Source organism: Comamonas sp. F1-6, from assembly GCF_039581415.1.
Lineage (GTDB): Bacteria > Pseudomonadota > Gammaproteobacteria > Burkholderiales > Burkholderiaceae_C > Comamonas > Comamonas thiooxydans.
On sequence record NZ_JBCPWN010000002.1, the window covers coordinates 40,348 to 57,675 of the forward strand.

At 60.8% G+C, this 17,328-nt stretch carries 18 protein-coding genes; 3 read left to right on the plus strand and 15 right to left on the minus strand.

What is annotated here, in order from left to right; genetic code table 11:
* Position 1: 1 nt before the first annotated feature.
* Positions 2–1,078 (minus strand): ATP-binding cassette domain-containing protein, encoded by a 1,077-nt coding sequence (locus AAIL66_RS02425; RefSeq protein ID WP_343495921.1) that lies wholly within the window; start codon positions 1,076–1,078, stop codon positions 2–4.
* A 187-nt stretch (positions 1,079–1,265) separates the two neighbouring features.
* A complete protein-coding gene (locus AAIL66_RS02430; RefSeq protein WP_343495922.1) occupies positions 1,266–2,315 on the minus strand; it encodes a putative 2-aminoethylphosphonate ABC transporter substrate-binding protein in 1,050 nt (349 codons plus the stop codon).
* A gap of 346 nt (positions 2,316–2,661) precedes the next feature.
* Between AAIL66_RS02430 and AAIL66_RS02435 the strand changes: the two genes are divergently transcribed.
* Positions 2,662–3,528 carry a LysR substrate-binding domain-containing protein gene (locus AAIL66_RS02435; protein ID WP_343495923.1) on the plus strand — a complete coding sequence of 289 codons (867 nt, stop codon included), beginning with the start codon at positions 2,662–2,664 and terminating at the stop codon, positions 3,526–3,528.
* Here the strand turns inward: AAIL66_RS02435 and rfbC are convergent.
* The 5 genes from rfbC to AAIL66_RS02460 form a co-directional block, all read right to left on the minus strand.
* Positions 3,525–4,076: a dTDP-4-dehydrorhamnose 3,5-epimerase gene (rfbC, locus tag AAIL66_RS02440; protein ID WP_039050062.1), complete on the minus strand. Its 552-nt coding sequence runs from the start codon at positions 4,074–4,076 to the stop codon at positions 3,525–3,527. The two genes, AAIL66_RS02435 and rfbC, sit on opposite strands and share 4 nt — an antisense overlap.
* Positions 4,073–4,960: a glucose-1-phosphate thymidylyltransferase RfbA gene (rfbA, locus tag AAIL66_RS02445; RefSeq protein ID WP_045838745.1), complete on the minus strand. Its 888-nt coding sequence runs from the start codon at positions 4,958–4,960 to the stop codon at positions 4,073–4,075. Before rfbA ends, rfbC begins: the two co-directional genes overlap by 4 nt.
* A gap of 63 nt (positions 4,961–5,023) precedes the next feature.
* Positions 5,024–5,929 carry a dTDP-4-dehydrorhamnose reductase gene (gene rfbD, locus AAIL66_RS02450; protein WP_343495924.1) on the minus strand — a complete coding sequence of 302 codons (906 nt, stop codon included), beginning with the start codon at positions 5,927–5,929 and terminating at the stop codon, positions 5,024–5,026.
* Between the two features lie 2 nt (positions 5,930–5,931).
* Positions 5,932–6,996, minus strand: coding sequence for a dTDP-glucose 4,6-dehydratase (gene rfbB, locus AAIL66_RS02455; RefSeq protein ID WP_343495925.1), 1,065 nt, complete (start codon positions 6,994–6,996; stop codon positions 5,932–5,934).
* Between the two features lie 69 nt (positions 6,997–7,065).
* On the minus strand, positions 7,066–7,839 hold the full coding sequence (locus AAIL66_RS02460) for a type III pantothenate kinase (RefSeq protein WP_034354584.1): 774 nt from the start codon (positions 7,837–7,839) through the stop codon (positions 7,066–7,068).
* A 170-nt stretch (positions 7,840–8,009) separates the two neighbouring features.
* Between AAIL66_RS02460 and lysM the strand changes: the two genes are divergently transcribed.
* Positions 8,010–8,480, plus strand: coding sequence for a peptidoglycan-binding protein LysM (gene lysM, locus AAIL66_RS02465; protein WP_034354587.1), 471 nt, complete (start codon positions 8,010–8,012; stop codon positions 8,478–8,480).
* A 79-nt stretch (positions 8,481–8,559) separates the two neighbouring features.
* The gene (galE, locus tag AAIL66_RS02470; protein ID WP_045838747.1) at positions 8,560–9,582 is read left to right on the plus strand and encodes a UDP-glucose 4-epimerase GalE; all 1,023 of its coding nucleotides are present in this window, start codon (positions 8,560–8,562) and stop codon (positions 9,580–9,582) included.
* Between the two features lie 24 nt (positions 9,583–9,606).
* Here the strand turns inward: galE and AAIL66_RS02475 are convergent, their stop codons facing one another.
* The 8 genes from AAIL66_RS02475 to AAIL66_RS02510 form a co-directional block, all read right to left on the minus strand.
* Positions 9,607–10,023 (minus strand): rhodanese-like domain-containing protein, encoded by a 417-nt coding sequence (locus AAIL66_RS02475; RefSeq protein WP_003068022.1) that lies wholly within the window; start codon positions 10,021–10,023, stop codon positions 9,607–9,609.
* 26 nt (positions 10,024–10,049) lie between these two features.
* Positions 10,050–11,042: a SprT family zinc-dependent metalloprotease gene (locus AAIL66_RS02480; RefSeq protein WP_343495926.1), complete on the minus strand. Its 993-nt coding sequence runs from the start codon at positions 11,040–11,042 to the stop codon at positions 10,050–10,052.
* A gap of 13 nt (positions 11,043–11,055) precedes the next feature.
* Complete coding sequence (locus AAIL66_RS02485) at positions 11,056–11,796, minus strand: lysophospholipid acyltransferase family protein (protein WP_034354597.1); 741 nt, start codon at positions 11,794–11,796, stop codon at positions 11,056–11,058.
* A 131-nt stretch (positions 11,797–11,927) separates the two neighbouring features.
* Positions 11,928–12,515 carry an HAD-IIIA family hydrolase gene (locus AAIL66_RS02490; RefSeq protein ID WP_343495927.1) on the minus strand — a complete coding sequence of 196 codons (588 nt, stop codon included), beginning with the start codon at positions 12,513–12,515 and terminating at the stop codon, positions 11,928–11,930.
* 79 nt (positions 12,516–12,594) lie between these two features.
* Entirely contained in the window at positions 12,595–13,818 is a 1,224-nt protein-coding gene (gene fabB, locus AAIL66_RS02495) for a beta-ketoacyl-ACP synthase I (RefSeq protein ID WP_034354603.1), read from the minus strand.
* Positions 13,815–14,339, minus strand: a complete 525-nt coding sequence (fabA, locus tag AAIL66_RS02500; protein WP_003068017.1) for a bifunctional 3-hydroxydecanoyl-ACP dehydratase/trans-2-decenoyl-ACP isomerase — start codon at positions 14,337–14,339, stop codon at positions 13,815–13,817. The genes fabB and fabA overlap by 4 nt, the downstream gene beginning before the upstream one ends.
* Positions 14,340–14,541: 202 nt before the next feature.
* On the minus strand, positions 14,542–16,203 hold the full coding sequence (gene lnt / locus AAIL66_RS02505; protein WP_343495928.1) for an apolipoprotein N-acyltransferase: 1,662 nt from the start codon (positions 16,201–16,203) through the stop codon (positions 14,542–14,544).
* A 152-nt stretch (positions 16,204–16,355) separates the two neighbouring features.
* Positions 16,356–17,237 carry a transporter associated domain-containing protein gene (locus tag AAIL66_RS02510; RefSeq protein WP_003068015.1) on the minus strand — a complete coding sequence of 294 codons (882 nt, stop codon included), beginning with the start codon at positions 17,235–17,237 and terminating at the stop codon, positions 16,356–16,358.
* Positions 17,238–17,328 lie beyond the last annotated feature (91 nt).

The following is a 17,328-nucleotide window of genomic DNA, read 5'->3' on the forward strand; positions in this document are numbered from 1 at the left end:
CTTATGCCGCCTTTCGCAAAATCTCTGGCGCTGCCAGCGACTGCAGAGCGGCAGCCGGCAACTCCACCAGCACCTCGCCCTGCAGCCAGTCGGGCAGACGCGCGTCATGGCGCAGCGGCCACTGCACATCGATCTGGCATTGCAGCGTGGGGCTGAACACGCGCACCAGGACCAGCGAGCCCAGGAATGAGGTCTCGACCACCCGCGCGCGAAACAAATTGGGCAGTGCTGCGGGCTGGGCCGGGTGCAGCACCACGCTCTCGGGCCTCACGCCCACCAGCAAGGCTTCACCGGCCTCAAAGCCGGCAGTGCTGCATTCAAGCCGTCCCTCGCCCACGCGCACCGCGTCGCCCGACTCGGCCACGGCGGGCAGCAAATTCATGCGGCCCACAAAACCGGCCGCAAAGTGGCTGACCGGCTTGGCGTAGAGCTGCTCTGGCGAGCCCTGCTGCTCGATACGGCCCTGGTGCATCAGCACCACGCGGTCGGCCATGGAGAGCGCTTCTTCCTGGTCGTGCGTGACCATCACGCAGGCAATGCCCAGCTGACGCTGCAACTGGCGGATTTCGCTGCGCAGTTCGGTGCGCACCTGGGCATCGAGCGCGGACAGCGGCTCGTCCAGCAACAGCAGACGCGGGCGCGGCGCCAGTGCGCGGGCCAGCGCAATGCGCTGCTGCTGGCCGCCCGACAATTGCGCCGGATAGCGCTGCGCCTGCGCGCCCAGGCCCACCAGAGCCAGCATCTCCTGCACCCGGGCCTGCACTTGCGCCGCAGGCTGGCCCTTGAGACCAAACGCCACATTCTGGGCCGCCGTCAGGTTAGGAAACAATGCGTAGCTCTGGAACACCACGCCAAAGCCCCGACGCGCGGCAGGCCAGCGCGTGATGTCCTCGCCCTGAAACAGAATGCGGCCCGCGTCGGCCTGCTCGATGCCGCACAGAATGCGCAGCAGCGTGGTCTTGCCGCAGCCCGAAGGGCCCAGCAGGCTGACGAACTCGCCGCCCTCCACCACCAGGCCAATGTCGCGCAGCACCGGCTGGTCCCTGTACTGCTTGGCGATATGGTCAATGCGCAGCATGTATCTCTTTCAACGTGCAAACAATCCGAAGGTCGTTCCGATCTGTATCGCTCGAAATGCCCACCGCTGCATGTGCAGACCCGTTTCGCCAGTGACAGCGAGCAAGGGCAGCCCCGCAGCGAGGCTGTCGTCCCCCTCCGGCGCTCAGCGCCAGAGAGGGGGAAGGCGCGAAGCGCCTCAGGGGGTGTTATTTCTTCTCCGCCTTGGCTTCGTACCGGCGCGACCATTCGGCCAAGATACGATCGCGGCTAGCCGCTGCCCAGTTGAAGTCGTTCCTGGCCAGGCGCTTTTCCAGATCGGCCGGAATGAACTCGTGCTTTTCCTGGGCCTCGGGAAGGGCCAGCACGGCAAAGTTGGCGGCGTAGAGCTTGTTGGCGTCAGGCGTCACCGCCCAGTCGGCCAGGGCCTTGGCCGCGTCCTGCTTTTTGCTGGTCTTCAGAATGGCCGTGGCTTCCACATCCCAGCCCAGGCCTTCCCTGGGGAAGACGATGGCTATGGGCGCGCCATCCTTCTTGGTCTTGTTGGCCCGGTATTCAAAGCTCAGGCCCACGGGGAACTCGCCCGCGCCGGCCTGGCGGCAGGGCTTGGAGCCGCTGTGCGTGTAGACGCCGATGTTCTGGTGCAGCGCATCCATATAGGCCCAGCCCTTGTCCTCGCCCATCATCTGCAGCCAGGCGGCCACCATCAGATAGCCCGTGCCGCTGGACGCCGGGTGGGGCATGGTGATCGAGCCCTTGAATTCGGGCCTGGTCAGGTCGGCCCAGCTGGCAGGCGTGGGCAGCTTGCGCTTTCCGCCTTCCACGGTGTTGAAGCAGACGGCGGACGACCACAGGTCCATACCCACCCAGGTCGGCGTGGCTGCCGGATCGCGCATGGTGGAGCGCACCTTGGCCAGGTTTCTGGGCGCATAGGGCTGCAGCATGCCTTGCTTGTCCAGCAGCATCAGCGAAGTGGCGGCCACGCCCCAGATCACATCGGCCTGGGGATTGGCCTTTTCGGCCAGCAGACGGGCAGTGATGATGCCCGTGCTGTCGCGCACGAACTTCAGCTCGATCTCGGGATGGGCTTTTTCAAAAGCCGCTTTGTAGGCCTTGATCTGGTCGGCCTCCAGGGCCGAATACACCAGCAGATCGGTCCTGGCGTGGGCCGCGGAGGCCAGGCCCAGCAAAGCCGTGGCAACCGTGGCAAAGGCGATCAAGGTGAAGCGGCGAGTGGCGGGTGCAAAAGCGTGGCGCATGGATAACAGTCCCTTGGATTGATCGTTGCCGCCCGACCAACGCGGCCGTTTGCGACATGAGGGAACTGTAGAAATTCACTGTGAAACGCCTGTGTCACAGAACTGAAATCTGGCAAAGGCGTCATCAGCAAACTTTGTAGTCATCGCGCTACGCCAGCGTCCGCCATCGAAATGCTATTAATTCAAAAGCAACTTACTCCTTATCTGTCTCATATTTCTTTATAAAACCACCTAAAAGACATTGCTTATATGCGCAAGAAGCTATTGAAATCAAAGCTGCTCATCCGCATTACCGGCTGCAGCGTTCATGTTGAAATCCGGGCACCGCTTTCTTGAAGACCTTGTCATGTTTGCCACACAGCTCAAATCCTTTTTCTGGGTTGCCCGCCTCGGCAGCATCACCCAGGCAGCGCGCCAGCTGGGGCTGAGCCAGCCCACGGTCACGGCGCAGATCAAGGCCTTGGAGGAGCAATATGAAGTCGAGCTGTTCACGCGCCAGAGCGGAAGACTGGCCATCACCGATGCGGGCCTGAAGCTGCTGCCGGAAATAGAAAAGCTGCTGCTGCAGTCGGCCCAGATCGAATCGGCGCTGCGCCAGTCGGGCCATGTCAATCAGGGCCAGCTACGCATAGGCGCCACCGCCCCCTACTATGTGCTGGACATCGTCAAGCGCTATCAGCAGCAATATGCGCTGGTGGAGGTGAGCATCGTCAACGGCAATTCGCGCCAGATGATTCAGGCGCTGGCCGAGTACCAAGTGGATCTGGCAACCTCTTCGCACCTGGACACCGATCCGCGCCTGCTGCGCCTGGAGCTGGGGCGCGACCCGTTGGCCCTGGTCGTGCACCGGCAGCATGCGCTGGCCCGGCAGAAGTCCGTAACCATCAAGGATCTGGCAGAAAACACGCTGATCCTGCGCGAGCGCGGCTCCATGACCCGGCAGCTGACCGAGCAGATGCTGGAAGCCGCCCAGGTCAGCCCGCAACGCGTGCTGGAAATTGCCAGCCGCGAGTCCATACGTGAAGCCGTGATCCGTCAGATGGGCATCAGCATTTTTGCGCGGCACGAAGCATCGGCCCATCCGGACCTCGTCGTTCTCGACCTGCAAGGCGAGGTTCCCTGTCTTCCCGAATACCTGTACTGCCTGCGCGAGCGGCGCGATGCACAGCTGATTCAGCCGTTTCTGCAGATGGCCGAATCAGACCAGACTTAATCGAACAGTTCGGCCTGCTTGAATGCAGGCTGATGCTGATCTTTTTCGGACAAGGAAAAGTCGATATCGAGCTGTGGCCACGCAATAGCTATGTCGGGGTCATTCCAGAGCAGGCCCCGATCCGACTCGGGCGCGTAATAGGCTGTGGCCTTGTATACAAGGTCCGCCGTATCGCTGAGCACCACAAAGCCATGGGCAAAGCCCGGCGGAATCCAGAGCTGGTGGTGATTCTCGGCACTCAGCTCGGCTCCCACCCATTGGCCAAAGCTGGGCGAGCTGCGGCGAATATCCACTGCCACATCAAACACCGCACCGGAGATCACACGTACCAGCTTGCCCTGGGCATGGGGCGGCAGCTGGTAGTGCAGCCCACGCAGCACGCCCTTGCTGCTGCGACTGTGGTTGTCTTGAATGAACTCGTGGTTCGTGCCCGTGGCCTGGTTGAAGATATCCTGGCGAAAGCTTTCCACGAAAAGCCCTCGCCCATCCCGATGAATCGTGGGTTTGAACAGCTTGATCTCGGGGATCGCAGTCGGAACGACCTTCATCGCACTCCAGCCTCCAGACATTGCATCAGATACCGCCCGTAGCCGTTCTTGAGCAACGGCTTTGCCAGTTCGGCGAGCTGAGCGGCGTCAATCCAGCCGGCACGAAATGCGATTTCTTCCGGGCACGCCACCTTCAACCCCTGACGCTGCTCGAGGGTGGCAATGAATTGACCTGCCTCCAGCAGACTGTCATGGGTGCCAGTGTCGAGCCAGGCATAGCCTCGCCCCATCAGTTTCACATTGAGCTGACCTCTTTCCAGATAAATACGATTGATGTCTGTGATTTCCAACTCGCCTCTGCCAGAGGGCTTGAGAGTCTTTGCAATCTCGACCACTTGCGAATCGTAGAAATACAGCCCCGTCACTGCGTAATTGGATTTTGGCTCGACCGGCTTTTCCTCTATCGAGAGCACCTGCCCTTGCTGGTCAAACTCCACCACCCCGTAGCGGCTGGGCTCCTGCACATGATAGGCAAACACCGTCGCTCCACCCTGGGTCTGATTGGCAACTTTGACCAAGGTCTGCAAATCATGGCCGTGGAAAATATTGTCTCCAAGCACCAGCGCGCAGGAGCCCCCTCCCAGAAAAGACTCGGCAATCAAAAAAGCCTGGGCCAAACCATCAGGGCTGGGCTGCACCTCATACTGAAGGTTCAGGCCCCACTGGCTGCCATCGCCCAGCAGTTGCTGGAAGCGCGGCGTGTCCTGCGGGGTACTGATGATCAGAATGTCCCGTATGCCCGCCAGCATCAGCGTGCTCAGCGGGTAGTAGATCATGGGCTTGTCGTAGATCGGCAGCAGCTGTTTGCTGATGGCCAGGGTGGCGGGGTGCAGACGGGTGCCGGAGCCGCCAGCCAGAATGATGCCTTTGCGCTGTGTCGTCATGATGAATCAATGGATGGCTTCCAACGCCTTGCAGATAAGCGCTTGAAGCGAGTTATTTGAAAATTACAGAATTTCGCGCAGCATGCGCTCCACGCCTTGCTGCCATGCGGGCAGATGCAGTTGCATGGCCGCTTGCAGCTTTTGCGTATCCAGACGCGAGTTCAAGGGCCGCACCGCCGCTGTCGGGAAGGCCGTGGTCGGCACGGCGGCAATGCTTTGCACCTTCCAGCCCAGATCAGGACGCAGGCTTTTAGCGCGCTCAATCACATGGCTGGCATAGGCATGCCAGTTGGTCTCCCCTGCCGCAACCAGATGGTAGAGACCTCCATCGCCTTCGTGGGCGCTCACATGGCGCACTGCATGGGCCGTGACATCGGCGATCAGATCGGCGCCGGTGGGGGCACCCCATTGATCGTTGATCACGCTGAGCGCTTCGCGCTCCTGCGCCAGGCGCAACATGGTCTTGGCAAAGTTGCCGCCACGCGCTGCATAGACCCAGCTGGTGCGAAAAATCAGATGACGGCAATGCGTGGCCGCAATCCGCTGCTCGCCCTCCAGCTTGGTGCGGCCGTAGACCGATAGCGGCCCGGTCGCATCACCCTCCTTGCGTGCCGCACTGCCGGAGCCGTCGAAGACATAGTCGGTGCTGTAGTGCACCAGCAGGGCTCCCAGGCTTTTGGCTTCCAGCGCCATGGCTTCAGGGGCTTCGGCGTTCAGGCGCCAAGCCAGATCCGGCTCGCTCTCGGCCTTGTCCACTGCCGTATGCGCTGCGGCATTGACGATCACATCCGGGCGTACGCTGCGAATGGTCTGCGTCAGTGTCTGCAGATCGCCGACATCGCCGCACAGGCCATTTCCATCCACATTCACGTTCTGGCGATCCAGCGCAATCACCTCACCCAAAGGGGCGAGACTGCGCTGCAGCTCCCAACCGACCTGACCGTTCTTGCCCAGCAGCAGCAGCTTCATGTTTAAGTCTCGCCGGTGTACTGCTTCTGCACCCAGTCACGGTAGGCGCCCGACTGCACATTGGCCACCCACTCGGGGTTGGCCAGATACCACTGCACGGTCTTGCGAATGCCGGTCTCGAAGGTCTCGGCAGGCTTCCAGCCCAGCTCGCGTTCCAGCTTGCGCGCATCGATCGCATAGCGGCGATCATGGCCAGGACGGTCGGTCACATAGGTGATCTGCTCGGCATAGGCCTTGCCATCGGCGCGCGGGCGCAACTCGTCGAGCAAGCTGCACACGGTCTTGACGATATCGATATTGGCCTTCTCGTTCCAGCCGCCCACGTTATAGGTCTCGCCCAGTTGGCCGGCCTCCAGCACACGGCGGATGGCGCTGCAATGGTCGCGCACATACAGCCAGTCACGCACCTGCATGCCGTCGCCGTAGATGGGCAGCGGCTTGCCGGCCAGCGCATTGACAATGACCAGCGGGATCAGCTTTTCGGGGAAATGCAACGGGCCGTAGTTGTTGCTGCAGTTCGTCATCAGCACCGGCAGGCCGTAGGTGTGATGCCAGGCTCGCACCAGGTGGTCAGAAGCCGCCTTGCTGGCCGAGTACGGGCTGTTGGGCTCGTAATTGTGCTCTTCGGTAAATGCAGGATCGGTCGGCGCAAGCGTGCCATAGACCTCGTCGGTGGAGACATGCAAAAAGCGAAAACCGGACTTGGCCTCGCCTTCCAGGCCATTCCAATAGGCACGCACCGCCTCCAGCAGGCGGAAAGTGCCCACCACATTGGTCTGGATGAAATCCTCGGGGCCATGAATGGAGCGGTCCACATGCGACTCTGCCGCAAAGTTCACCACGGCGCGAGGCTGGTGCTGCGCCAGCAATTGCGCCAGTTGTGCACTGTCGCCGATATCGGCCTGCACAAACACATGACGGGCATCACCCTTCAAGCTGGCCAGATTCTCCAGATTGCCCGCATAGGTCAGCTTGTCGATATTGATCACGGGCTCATTCACATGCGCCAGCCAATCGAGAACAAAGTTGGCGCCGATAAAGCCTGCACCGCCGGTTACGAAAATCATAGAGAACTGCCTCTAAATTTCAGTGATAGCGATAGAAGAGCCCAACCCACGGCCATCAAGCCAGCACACTCAACCCCAGCGCTTTTCAGCCATCACCAGCAGGCCATCAAAGATCAGGTTGTTGATCAGCTCAAAAGGCCTGGTCATGCTGGGAGACATTTTCCAGCCGGCGCCGCCCGCCATGATGCACATCGGCTCTGCACCGCAGTGTTCTGCCAGATGCTGGTACATGCGCTCCACCGCACCTGCGATGGCATAGGTACCGCCGCTGGTCAGCGCATCGCTGGTGTTCTTGGGAAAGCACCTGACTTCACCCGTAGGCACGTGCAGGCCCGCAGTGCCGCCTTCCAGGGCCCTGAGCATGATGCCATGCCCGGGAATGATCAGGCCGCCCAGAAATCGGCCTTGCGCATCCATGGCATCGACCGTCACTGCCGTACCCACCATAACCGTGATCAAGGGCCGGGCATCGCCCAATTGCAACATGTGGTGACGTGCACCAATCATGGCCACCCATCGGTCCGCACCCAGCCTGGAAGGATGGTCATAGCCATTGGTCACCCCTGCTTCTGCGATGGAGGGGACTACCCATTGAGGCTCGAGATTCCATCCCAGCATGAGTTCGATCTGCTCGTGCACCCTGCGCCTTGCCGTCTCACCGGCAACCACGCAGCCCAGCATGCGCTCGGGAGCTGGCAGCCCGGCCCAGGCACCTTCTGCCAGGCGCTCTATATGCTCCAGGAACTCCGCTCCATGGGCCAGCAAGGCAGCACCAGGGCGATGATCTTCATACATGGCCCACTTCAAACGGGTGTTGCCAATGTCTATGGCCAAAAATGTCATGCGGCGGATTATCAGCACTTTTCTCTGTGACAGACAGCCGCTTGTCACATTCATTACAAGTGCGCAGGAAATTGTCAAAGAAAGCGCTCAGTCCATCTCCTGCAAGAAATCATTTCGATTTCCCGTTAAAGTGAACTGCTTTCTTCCACTACTTTTGAGGAGTCGAAACCATGGGTCTGTTCAGTTTCATCAAGGAAGCCGGAGAAAAACTGTTTGGCGGCAGCGACGCACATGCAGCCGCACCGGCCGAAGACTTGAATGCCAAGGCGGCTCAGGCGATCGCCAGCTATATCAACACCCAGAATCTGGGCGTATCCGATCTGCAGGTTCAATTCGATGCTTCTCAAGGCAAGGTAACAGTCAATGGCACGGCTCCCACTCAGGCTGTCAAGGAAAAAGTGACGCTGTGCTGCGGTAATGTGGCCAATGTCCAGTCCGTGGACAACCTGATGGCGGTCACCAACCCCGAGCCAGAAGCCCAGTACCACGATGTGGTACGCGGTGACACCCTGTCGGCCATCTCCAAGAAGTACTATGGTGATGCCAACAAGTACAACGTGATTTTTGAAGCCAACAAGCCCATGCTCAGCAACCCGGACAGGATCTATCCTGGCCAGAAACTGCGCATTCCGGCGCTCTGAATCAGGCTCTGTAAATACAGCCGCAAAAAGCGCTCGCATGAGCGCTTTTCTCATTTGACTCGAAGTTAGACTGCAGCTTATGAAAACTCTGCTCACAGGCGGTGCCGGCTATATCGGCAGCCATACAGCCATCGAACTGATCAGCCACGGTCATGAAGTCGTGATTTTCGACAACTTCAGCAACAGCCATCCTGAAGCAATCCGCCGCGTGGAGCAAATCACTGGACGCACCATTGCCGTGATCAATGGCGATGTCCGCGATCAAGCTGCGCTTGAGCAGGCCTTGCAGGAGCATGGCATTGACAGTGTCGTGCACTTTGCCGGCAAAAAAGCAGTGGGCGAGTCCGTTGCCCAGCCTGTGGACTACTACGACAACAACGTCAACGGCACCCTGGTGCTGCTGCGCGCCATGAAAAAGCACAATGTGCGCAATCTGGTGTTCAGCTCTTCGGCAACAGTCTATGGCTCGCCACAATATTTGCCTCTCAATGAGGTGCACCCTACTTCGGTCACCAATCCCTACGGCCGCAGCAAACTGATGGTGGAAGAGATTCTGTCGGACCTCTACCACTCCGACGCCCAATGGTCGCTGGCCGTGCTGCGCTACTTCAATCCCATTGGTGCCCATGCCAGCGGCCTGATTGGTGAAGACCCTTCGGACATTCCCAACAACCTGCTGCCTTTTGTGGCACAGGTCGCCGTGGGCCGTCGTGAAAAGCTGCAGATCTTTGGCGGCGACTACGACACCGTGGACGGCACCGGCGTACGTGACTACATCCATGTCGTCGACCTGGCCCGAGGTCATGTCAAGGCACTCGAGAAGCTGGCCGGCCTGGCCAAGCCCGAGTTGCTGACCATCAACCTGGGCACGGGCAATGGCTACAGCGTGCTCGAAGTGCTGCATGCCTTCGAAAAAGCCTGCGGCAAGACCCTGCCCTATACGATTACAGACCGCCGTCCAGGGGATGTGGCCAGTTGCTATGCAGACCCCGACCACGCCCTGAAAACCCTTGGCTGGCAAGCCGAGCATGATCTGGACACCATGTGCGCCGACACATGGCGCTGGCAAAGCCAGAACCCCAACGGCTATCGCTCGGTCTAGAAGCTGCAGGCCAAGCCCTGCGCATTACTGATGCCAGGGCAGGCCGCGCTTGCGCCAGCCACCCAACTGGCCTCGCTGGCCGTTGGCGTCAACGTCGCCTTCGAAACCTTCAAGAATGTTGTAGGCCTCGATTCCCAGGCCCGCGGCACGCTGGGCAGCCGCAACAGAGCGCACACCGCTGCGGCATAGCAGCACCACTTTCTTGCCCTCGGGTACCGCTGCTCGCAGCTCGGCGTCAAAGTTCTGGTTGGCTGCCATGCCGGGCCACTGCTTCCAGGCCACGGCAACAGCGCCTGGCACCTTGCCCACCCACTCGCGCTCGGCATCGGTGCGCACATCGACCAGAACCGCTTCACCAGCCTGCAGCCATTGCCAGGCCAGCTCCGCCGGCACATCGCCGGCATAGCCGGCAGCGGGTTGGATTTGGGTTGTATTGCTCATTTCATTCCTCGTCTCGATCATTGCCACTATTCCCAAGCGGGCAGAGGCCTGTCTCTCAATGCTCTGCGCAAATGCTTCCAGTCGGGCAGCACCTGAGCCACCACGGCCCAGAACTGCGGGCTGTGATCCATATGATGCAGATGGGCGAGCTCATGCACCACCACATAGTCGATGATTTGCGGGCTGTGCTGCATCAACCGCCAGTTCAGACGAATGATCCCGCTGCTGTTGGCACTGCCCCAGCGCGTGCTGGCACTTGTCAGGCGCAGCGCATTCCAGCGCACGCCCATGAGTGCGGCATAGTGCAGCATGCGGGCCGTGAAATAGCTGCGCGCCTCCCGCAGTATCCAGGCCTGAACGGCCGCGCGCACCTGGGCAGGCGGTGCCCCTGTCGGCAAGGGCAGATGCAGGCTTTGCGAGCCATCGACCCCCTGCTCTCTATGCGTCTGGCGCGTACGCAGCAGTTGTGACGCATCCCCGGTCAGCCGCAAACTCATGGGCTGGCCCAGATAGTCCAGCACGCCTCCATCCTGCCAGAGAATGCGCGCTTCCTGCTTGATCTGCTGTCGCTGTCCGGCTTCCTGCAGCTTGCGCACAATCCAGCCGGCCTTGGTCTGCAGCGCTGATTCGATCTCGCGCATGGCAACCCATTGCGGAGCGGTGACTTCAAGCCCTTGCAGCCCTACGCTGAAGCCTATGCTGCGGCGCGCCGAACGGCGCAGCAGATAAGCCACCTCACGCCCTTGCAAGCGGGCGCTGTGGCTAGCTTCCGGATGCACCAGAAGTGTGGGCTCTGCAGGCAGCTCATTCTCTTCAGAATCAATAGCACCCACTGAAATATTGACGGGTGCTACAAGCTGACTATTCTCAAATTCCAGCTCGGACTGATCCAAACGCTGCTCAATGGCTTCAGGGCCGCTGCGCCGGCGCTTGCGCGGCATCAACCCGCCCCGCCCATCCCCCACCACAGGCGGCACCAGCCATTGCCAAGCTTGCTGCAAGCTATCGCCTGTGGACATGGGCAGTTTTGCCTTATCTGCGATAAGCCTCTGGGTCCAGGCGCTGCATTTCGGACTCGATCCATGCCTCGACCTCGACCATCAGCTCGTCATGCTTGCGGCCCACCGAAGAAATGGGCTTGCCAATGGAAACATCCACCACGCCGGGCTTTTTGATGAAGGCCTTGCGCGGCCAGCACTTGGCCGAGGTAACAGCGATGGGTACCACGGGCGCACCCGTCATGATGGCCAGACGGGTGGCGCCGGTCTTGTACTCGCCCACCTCTCCACGATTCACACGTGTACCTTCGGGAAACATGATGACCCAGATGCCTTGATCGAGCAGGCGCTTGCCTTGCTCCACCACCTTGTGAAAGGCGCGCGAGCGCTGGGCCCGGTCGATGTGGATCATGTCCAGTGCACCGATGGACCAACCGAAGAATGGCACCTTCAGCAGCTCCTTCTTGAACACATAGGCCAGCGGGCGCGGCATGATGGCAGGCATGAGAAAGGTCTCGTAAGTGGACTGGTGCTTGACCAGCAGCACCACCCCCTGATTCGGGTCCGCAGGCAGGTTCTCCATGCCCTGCACCTGATACCGGACCCCCATGATCACGCGGGCGCTGTCCACCGAGAGCTTGAGCCAGGCGCGGGCAGCGCTGTATGCCTTGGCCGATGAGCCGCTGGTCCACTTGGCCAGCAGCACCGCGAAAGTGTAGGGAATGACGGTAATAGCCATCCACAACATGTGGAGGACGGAGCGAATCAGGGACATGACAGCAATCGAATGACGTGAGCACAGACCTGAAGTCTGGCCCATTGATTTGGCACGGTTATCAACAAGAAACATAGCAGCTTGCGCTGCTCTTTCAAGCAGTTGAGTCTATTTTGACCTGAAACCCAGGCTCAATGCGGGGCAGGCGCCGAATCCAGGGGCTGAGCATCCTCATCCCCTCCCAGCGGCAACAGCATATTCACCACAGCCTCCAGATCTGGATAGCGCTCGCTGCCTTCAGGCAGGTCGGCATCGCTGCTGCACTCGGGCCTGGCGGTGGACTCCACAAACACCAGATGGGCGCCCAGAGCCTTGCCCGCCTGCAAATGCTCGACACCGCTGCCAATGGCCCAGATTTCATGGCCTTCCGCGCCGTAGCGATCGGCAATCTGCTCGAACAGCGCTACGCCTGGTTTACGGCACTGGCAGTCTTCATCGGGAGCGTGCGGACAAAAAAACACTGCCTCCACCCGCGCCCCGACGGCTGCCATCTCCCGGTGCATCTTGGCGTGCACGGCGTTGAGCTCGATCACATCGAACAGCCCGCGACCCAGCCCAGGTTGATTGGTGGCGACCACCACATGCCAGCCGGCACGGTTCAGGCGCGAAACCGCCTCCAGCGCACTGGGGACTGCAATCCACTCATCGGGCCGGCCAATGAAACCTTGAGCTCCCCACTGGTTCAGGGTGCCATCACGGTCAAGAATTGCGATCTTCATGGGGGAGACAGTAGTCGACGACAGAAAAAAGCCCGCTTACCTCAAGGCCAAGCGGGCTCGCGATCCAAGACTCCGGCGCTTACTGCCCTTCCCAGCGCTTGAGCACCAGGGAGGCATTGGTGCCGCCAAAGCCAAAGCTGTTGGACAGCACGGTCTTGAGTTCGGCATCGCGGGTCTGGGTGACCAGAGGCATATCGCCCAGCAGCGGATCGGGCGTCTCCACGTTCACGGACCCTGCGATGAAGCCCTTGTTTAGCATGATCAGGCAGTAAATCGCCTCCTGCACACCGGTCGCGCCCAGCGAGTGGCCGGTCAGCGACTTGGTGGACGAGAACGGAGGCACCTGGTCACCGAACAGCTCGCGCATGGCACGCACTTCCTGCATATCGCCCACAGGGGTCGATGTGCCGTGGGTGTTGATGTAGTCGATGGGCGCATCCACGGTTTCCATGGCCTGCTTCATGCAGGCGATGGCGCCGTCGCCCGAAGGAGCGACCATGTCCTCACCGTCGCTGGTGGCACCAAAGCCCACCACTTCGGCCAGGATGTTGGCACCGCGGGCCAGCGCATGGTCCAGGCTTTCCAGCACCACGGCACCGCCGCCGCCAGCGATCACGAAGCCGTCACGGTTGGCATCGTAGGCACGCGAGGCCTTATCAGGCGTCTCGTTGTACTTGCTGGACATGGCACCCATGCCGTCGAACAGCAGCGACATGCCCCAGGACAGCTCTTCGCCGCCGCCGGCAAACATCACATCCTGCATGCCCCAGGCGATCTGCTGGGCCGCAGCTCCGATGCAGTGGGCCGAGGTGGAGCAGGCCGAGGTGATGGAGTAGTTGATGCCCTTGACCTTGAAGTTGGTTGCCAGGCAGGCCGACACCGTGGAGCTCATGCATCGTGTGACCTGGTAAGGGCCGACGCGGCGGATGCCTTTTTCGCGCAGCGTATCGGCTGCCTCGATCTGGTTGGCGGGTGATCCGCCGCCAGAGCCCATGATCAGACCGGTGCGCGGGCTGCTCACCTGCTCGGGCGTGAGGCCCGCTTGCTTGATCGCGTCTTCGAGGGCGATCTGCGAATAAGCAGCAGCATCGCCCATGAAGCGTAACTGCTTGCGGTCGATGCGCGCCTCGATATCGATCTCGGGAATGCCTGCCACCTGCGAGCGCATGCCCAGCTCCGTGAACTGGGGCATGGCCTTGATGCCGCTCTTGCCCTCGCGCAGCGAGGCCTCCACGGTTGTCAGGTCATTGCCGATGCACGAGACAATGCCCGCGCCGGTGATCACTACCCGCTTCTTGCTCATGCTGCCGTTCCCTTGGCATCACCTTCACGCAGGAACAGACCCACGCGCAGGTCATTGGCCACGTAAATTTCCTTGCCGTCGGCCAGCAGGCGTGCGTCGCCAATGGCCATGTTCAGCTTGCGCTTGATTACTCGCTTGATATCAATTTCATATGTCACGAGTTTGACATCAGGACCTACTTCACCTGTAAACTTGACTTCGCCTGCACCCAGGGCACGACCGCGACCCGGCAAACGCAGCCAGGTCAGGTAAAAGCCGATCAGCTGCCACATGGCGTCCAGGCCCAGGCAACCGGGCATGACGGGATCGCCCTGGAAGTGGCAATCAAAGAACCACAGGTCGGGCTTGACGTCCAGTTCCGCAACAATCTTGCCCAGACCGTGGGCACCGCCGTCCTCGGAGATATGTGTGATGCGATCGAACATCAACATGGGAGGCAGGGGCAGACGTCCGCTATCGGCACCAAACAGCTTGCCTTCGCCGGACGCGATCAGTTGTTCGTAGGAAAAAGATTCAGCCATTCTCTCAATTGCTCCGCGGCAGCCTGTGCAAGCTACCTGTTACTCTGTATTTTGGGTGACGGGACCCGCGCCCGCTGCGCGCGCCCACTGCGGGCGGTACAACCAGGGATTATCAAGGCTCACGCCCCTACCCAGGACACAATACCCGTTTTCAGGCCCAAGACTCTGCCACAAATGCCACAGCCGCTGATGCCGAGGTGGCTTATTCCGTGCGGGACACTACGCCTTCCTCGGTCTTTCTCAAGGAGATCCAGGCCAGCGCGCAGAACACGAGGCACAACAGGGTCAGAGGCAACAGACCCAGAGCATGCACCCAGCGCGCATAAGGCGTCAGCCCGTCGCGCCCCTGAACCCGGCCCTGCAGCACCGCGCGCTCGAAAGGCGCCAGTGCTTTCACCACTTGCCCTTTGTGATCGATCACCACCGTGGCTCCGGTGTTCGTTGCGCGCAACATGGGGCGCTCGAACTCCAGCGCGCGCATGCGGCTGATGGACAGATGCTGATCAATGGCCACGGAGTCGCCAAACCAGCCGATATTACTCAGATTGACCAGCACCGTGGGTGCCGTCGCCGCATTGCCGAAATGGGCCGCAAGCTCTTCGCCAAACAGGTCTTCGTAGCAGATATTGGGCGACAGGCGCTCACCCGCCCAGCTCATGGAGGGCTGGCCCAGTGCGCCACGATTGAAGTCGCCCAGCGGAATATTCATGAGTTCGGTGAACCAGCGGAACATGGGCGGAATGAACTCACCAAACGGCACCAGATGGTGCTTGTCGTATTGATAGGCCCGGGTCTGCCCCGGCAGCCAGCCTTCGACCGTATTGGTGAAGCCCTTGTCCCAGTTGCCCAGCGGAAGGCCCACCAGAGCCGCGCGGCTGGATTCCTTGGCGACAAAAGGTGCGCGCACAAAGTCCAGATAGCCTTCAGGAAGCTGCTGAGGCAGCAGTGGAATGGCTGTCTCGGGTGCCACGACCAACTGGGCCCTGGCGTCATGCAACTGCTGGGCATACCAGCGCAGTGCCACCACCACGCCCGAACCCATTTCAAACTTTTCATCCTGCGGAATATTGCCCTGCAGCAGCTCTACGCTCATGCCGGGCAGCTGACCAGGTGCTTCAATGGCGGCATCACGCGACCACCACAGCCCGCCCCAGACCAGACCCAGGGCCACAGCAGATGCCAGGGCCGGCTTGAATTTCAGCAACGCCGACCTGGTCTGCATACGCCAGACCAGCAGCGCCAGCCAGGCTGCAGCCCAGGCCGCCACAAACCCCGTGCCGTAGACGCCAATCCAGCGCGGCAGCACGGCCAGCGGGCCTTCCACATGGGCATAGCCGCCTGCGCCCCAGGGAAAACCGGTCCAGAGCCAGCCACGCGCCAGCTCGGCCAGCGTCCAGAGTGCAGCAAAGACCAGCGCTGACAATGCATCCGGCGCCTTTGCCAAACGCTTAAAGCACCATGCAGCCACGGCGTAATAGCCACCCAGAAAGCCCGCCAGTGCCAACACGGCTGCCACCGCCAATGGCGCCGCCAATCCGCCATAGGTGTGCATGGAGATGAAGAGCCACCAGAAGGTGGCCGCCAGCCAGGCCGTGCCGAACAGCCAGGCTCGGCCTGCCGCCTGAGCGGCGGTACGGGCAGCCAGCAGCGCATGAACCAGCACCGCCAGCGACAGAATCTGCAGCCACCACAGCGGACGGCCATAGCCTCCGGCCAAGCTCAGCCAGCCGTCGCCCTGGCCGCGAGCCCAGGGCCAGGCCAGAGAGAAGGCCTGCAGCCCGCCTGCAATCAGCATCAAAAGCCAGCTCATCCAGCATTTGGGCCTGGCAGCAGCGGTCTGAACGGTAGAGGCAGTGGTGGTCATAGGAATCAGCAGGCACTAACAAAACACCCAACCGGGCGGTTGGGTGAATTCAAGCATACGAGGTATCGCCAAGATTTGTGCAAACCAAGAGGCACAACCAGTATTTCCACCGGCATCACACCAGGCCTGACCCGGATTTGCGCAAGTCGCGATCAGTTGCGAACCAAGCTGTCTGGGGAAGGATCGCGCACCACCTTGAACCAGCGCACCGCGCCGCCCTTGGTGTGGAGCACCGTGAACTCCAGCCCGCCCAGATGAATCTGCTCGCCGCGCTTGGGCACATGGCCGATTTCATGGGCAATCAATCCACCGATGGTATCGAACTCGGCATCGGGGTCGCTGGCATGCAGCGAAGTCTCGAACTCCTCGCTCACATGCTCGATGCTGGCATCGCCCGCCACGCGGTAGCTGTTGTCGGCCAGAGCAAAGATATCGCCCTCGTCCTCGGGGATGTCAAACTCGTCCTCGATCTCGCCGACGATTTCTTCCAGCACATCTTCAATCGTCACCAGGCCGGCCACACGGCCGAACTCGTCGATGACGACGGCCAGATGATTGCGATTGGCGCGAAACTCACGCAGCAGGTCGTTCAGGCCCTTGCTCTCGGGCACAAAGACGGCCGGGCGCACCAGAGCACGAATGTTCAGGGTGGGAGAGCGCTGCAGCTTGAGCAAATCCTTGGCCATGAGAATGCCAATGATGTTCTCGCGCTCGCCCTGGTAGACCGGAAAGCGCGAATGCGCCGTGGTCAGAACCTGGTGCAGGATTTCTTCATACGGAGCATCGATATTGATGAGATCCATGCGTGGCGCGGCCACCATGACTTCTCCGGCGCTCATGTCGGCCATGCGAATCACGCGCTCCAGCATGACACGCGACTCGGTGCCGATGACCTGATTGTCTTCGGCTTCGGCCAGGGTTTCGATCAGTTCATCGGGAGACTCCGGTGCCGGATGGATGAACTCAGCCACCTTTTGCAGGAAGCTTCGCTTGTCTTCCTTCTCGGGAAGTCGCGCAGGATGGGGGTCAGACACTGTCTTGGAGTGCAGGACGTGCGGTAGTCGAACAAGTCCCCAAGAATAACGGATTGTGTTGACAGACGGCTTGCTAGCTCACAAAAGCCAT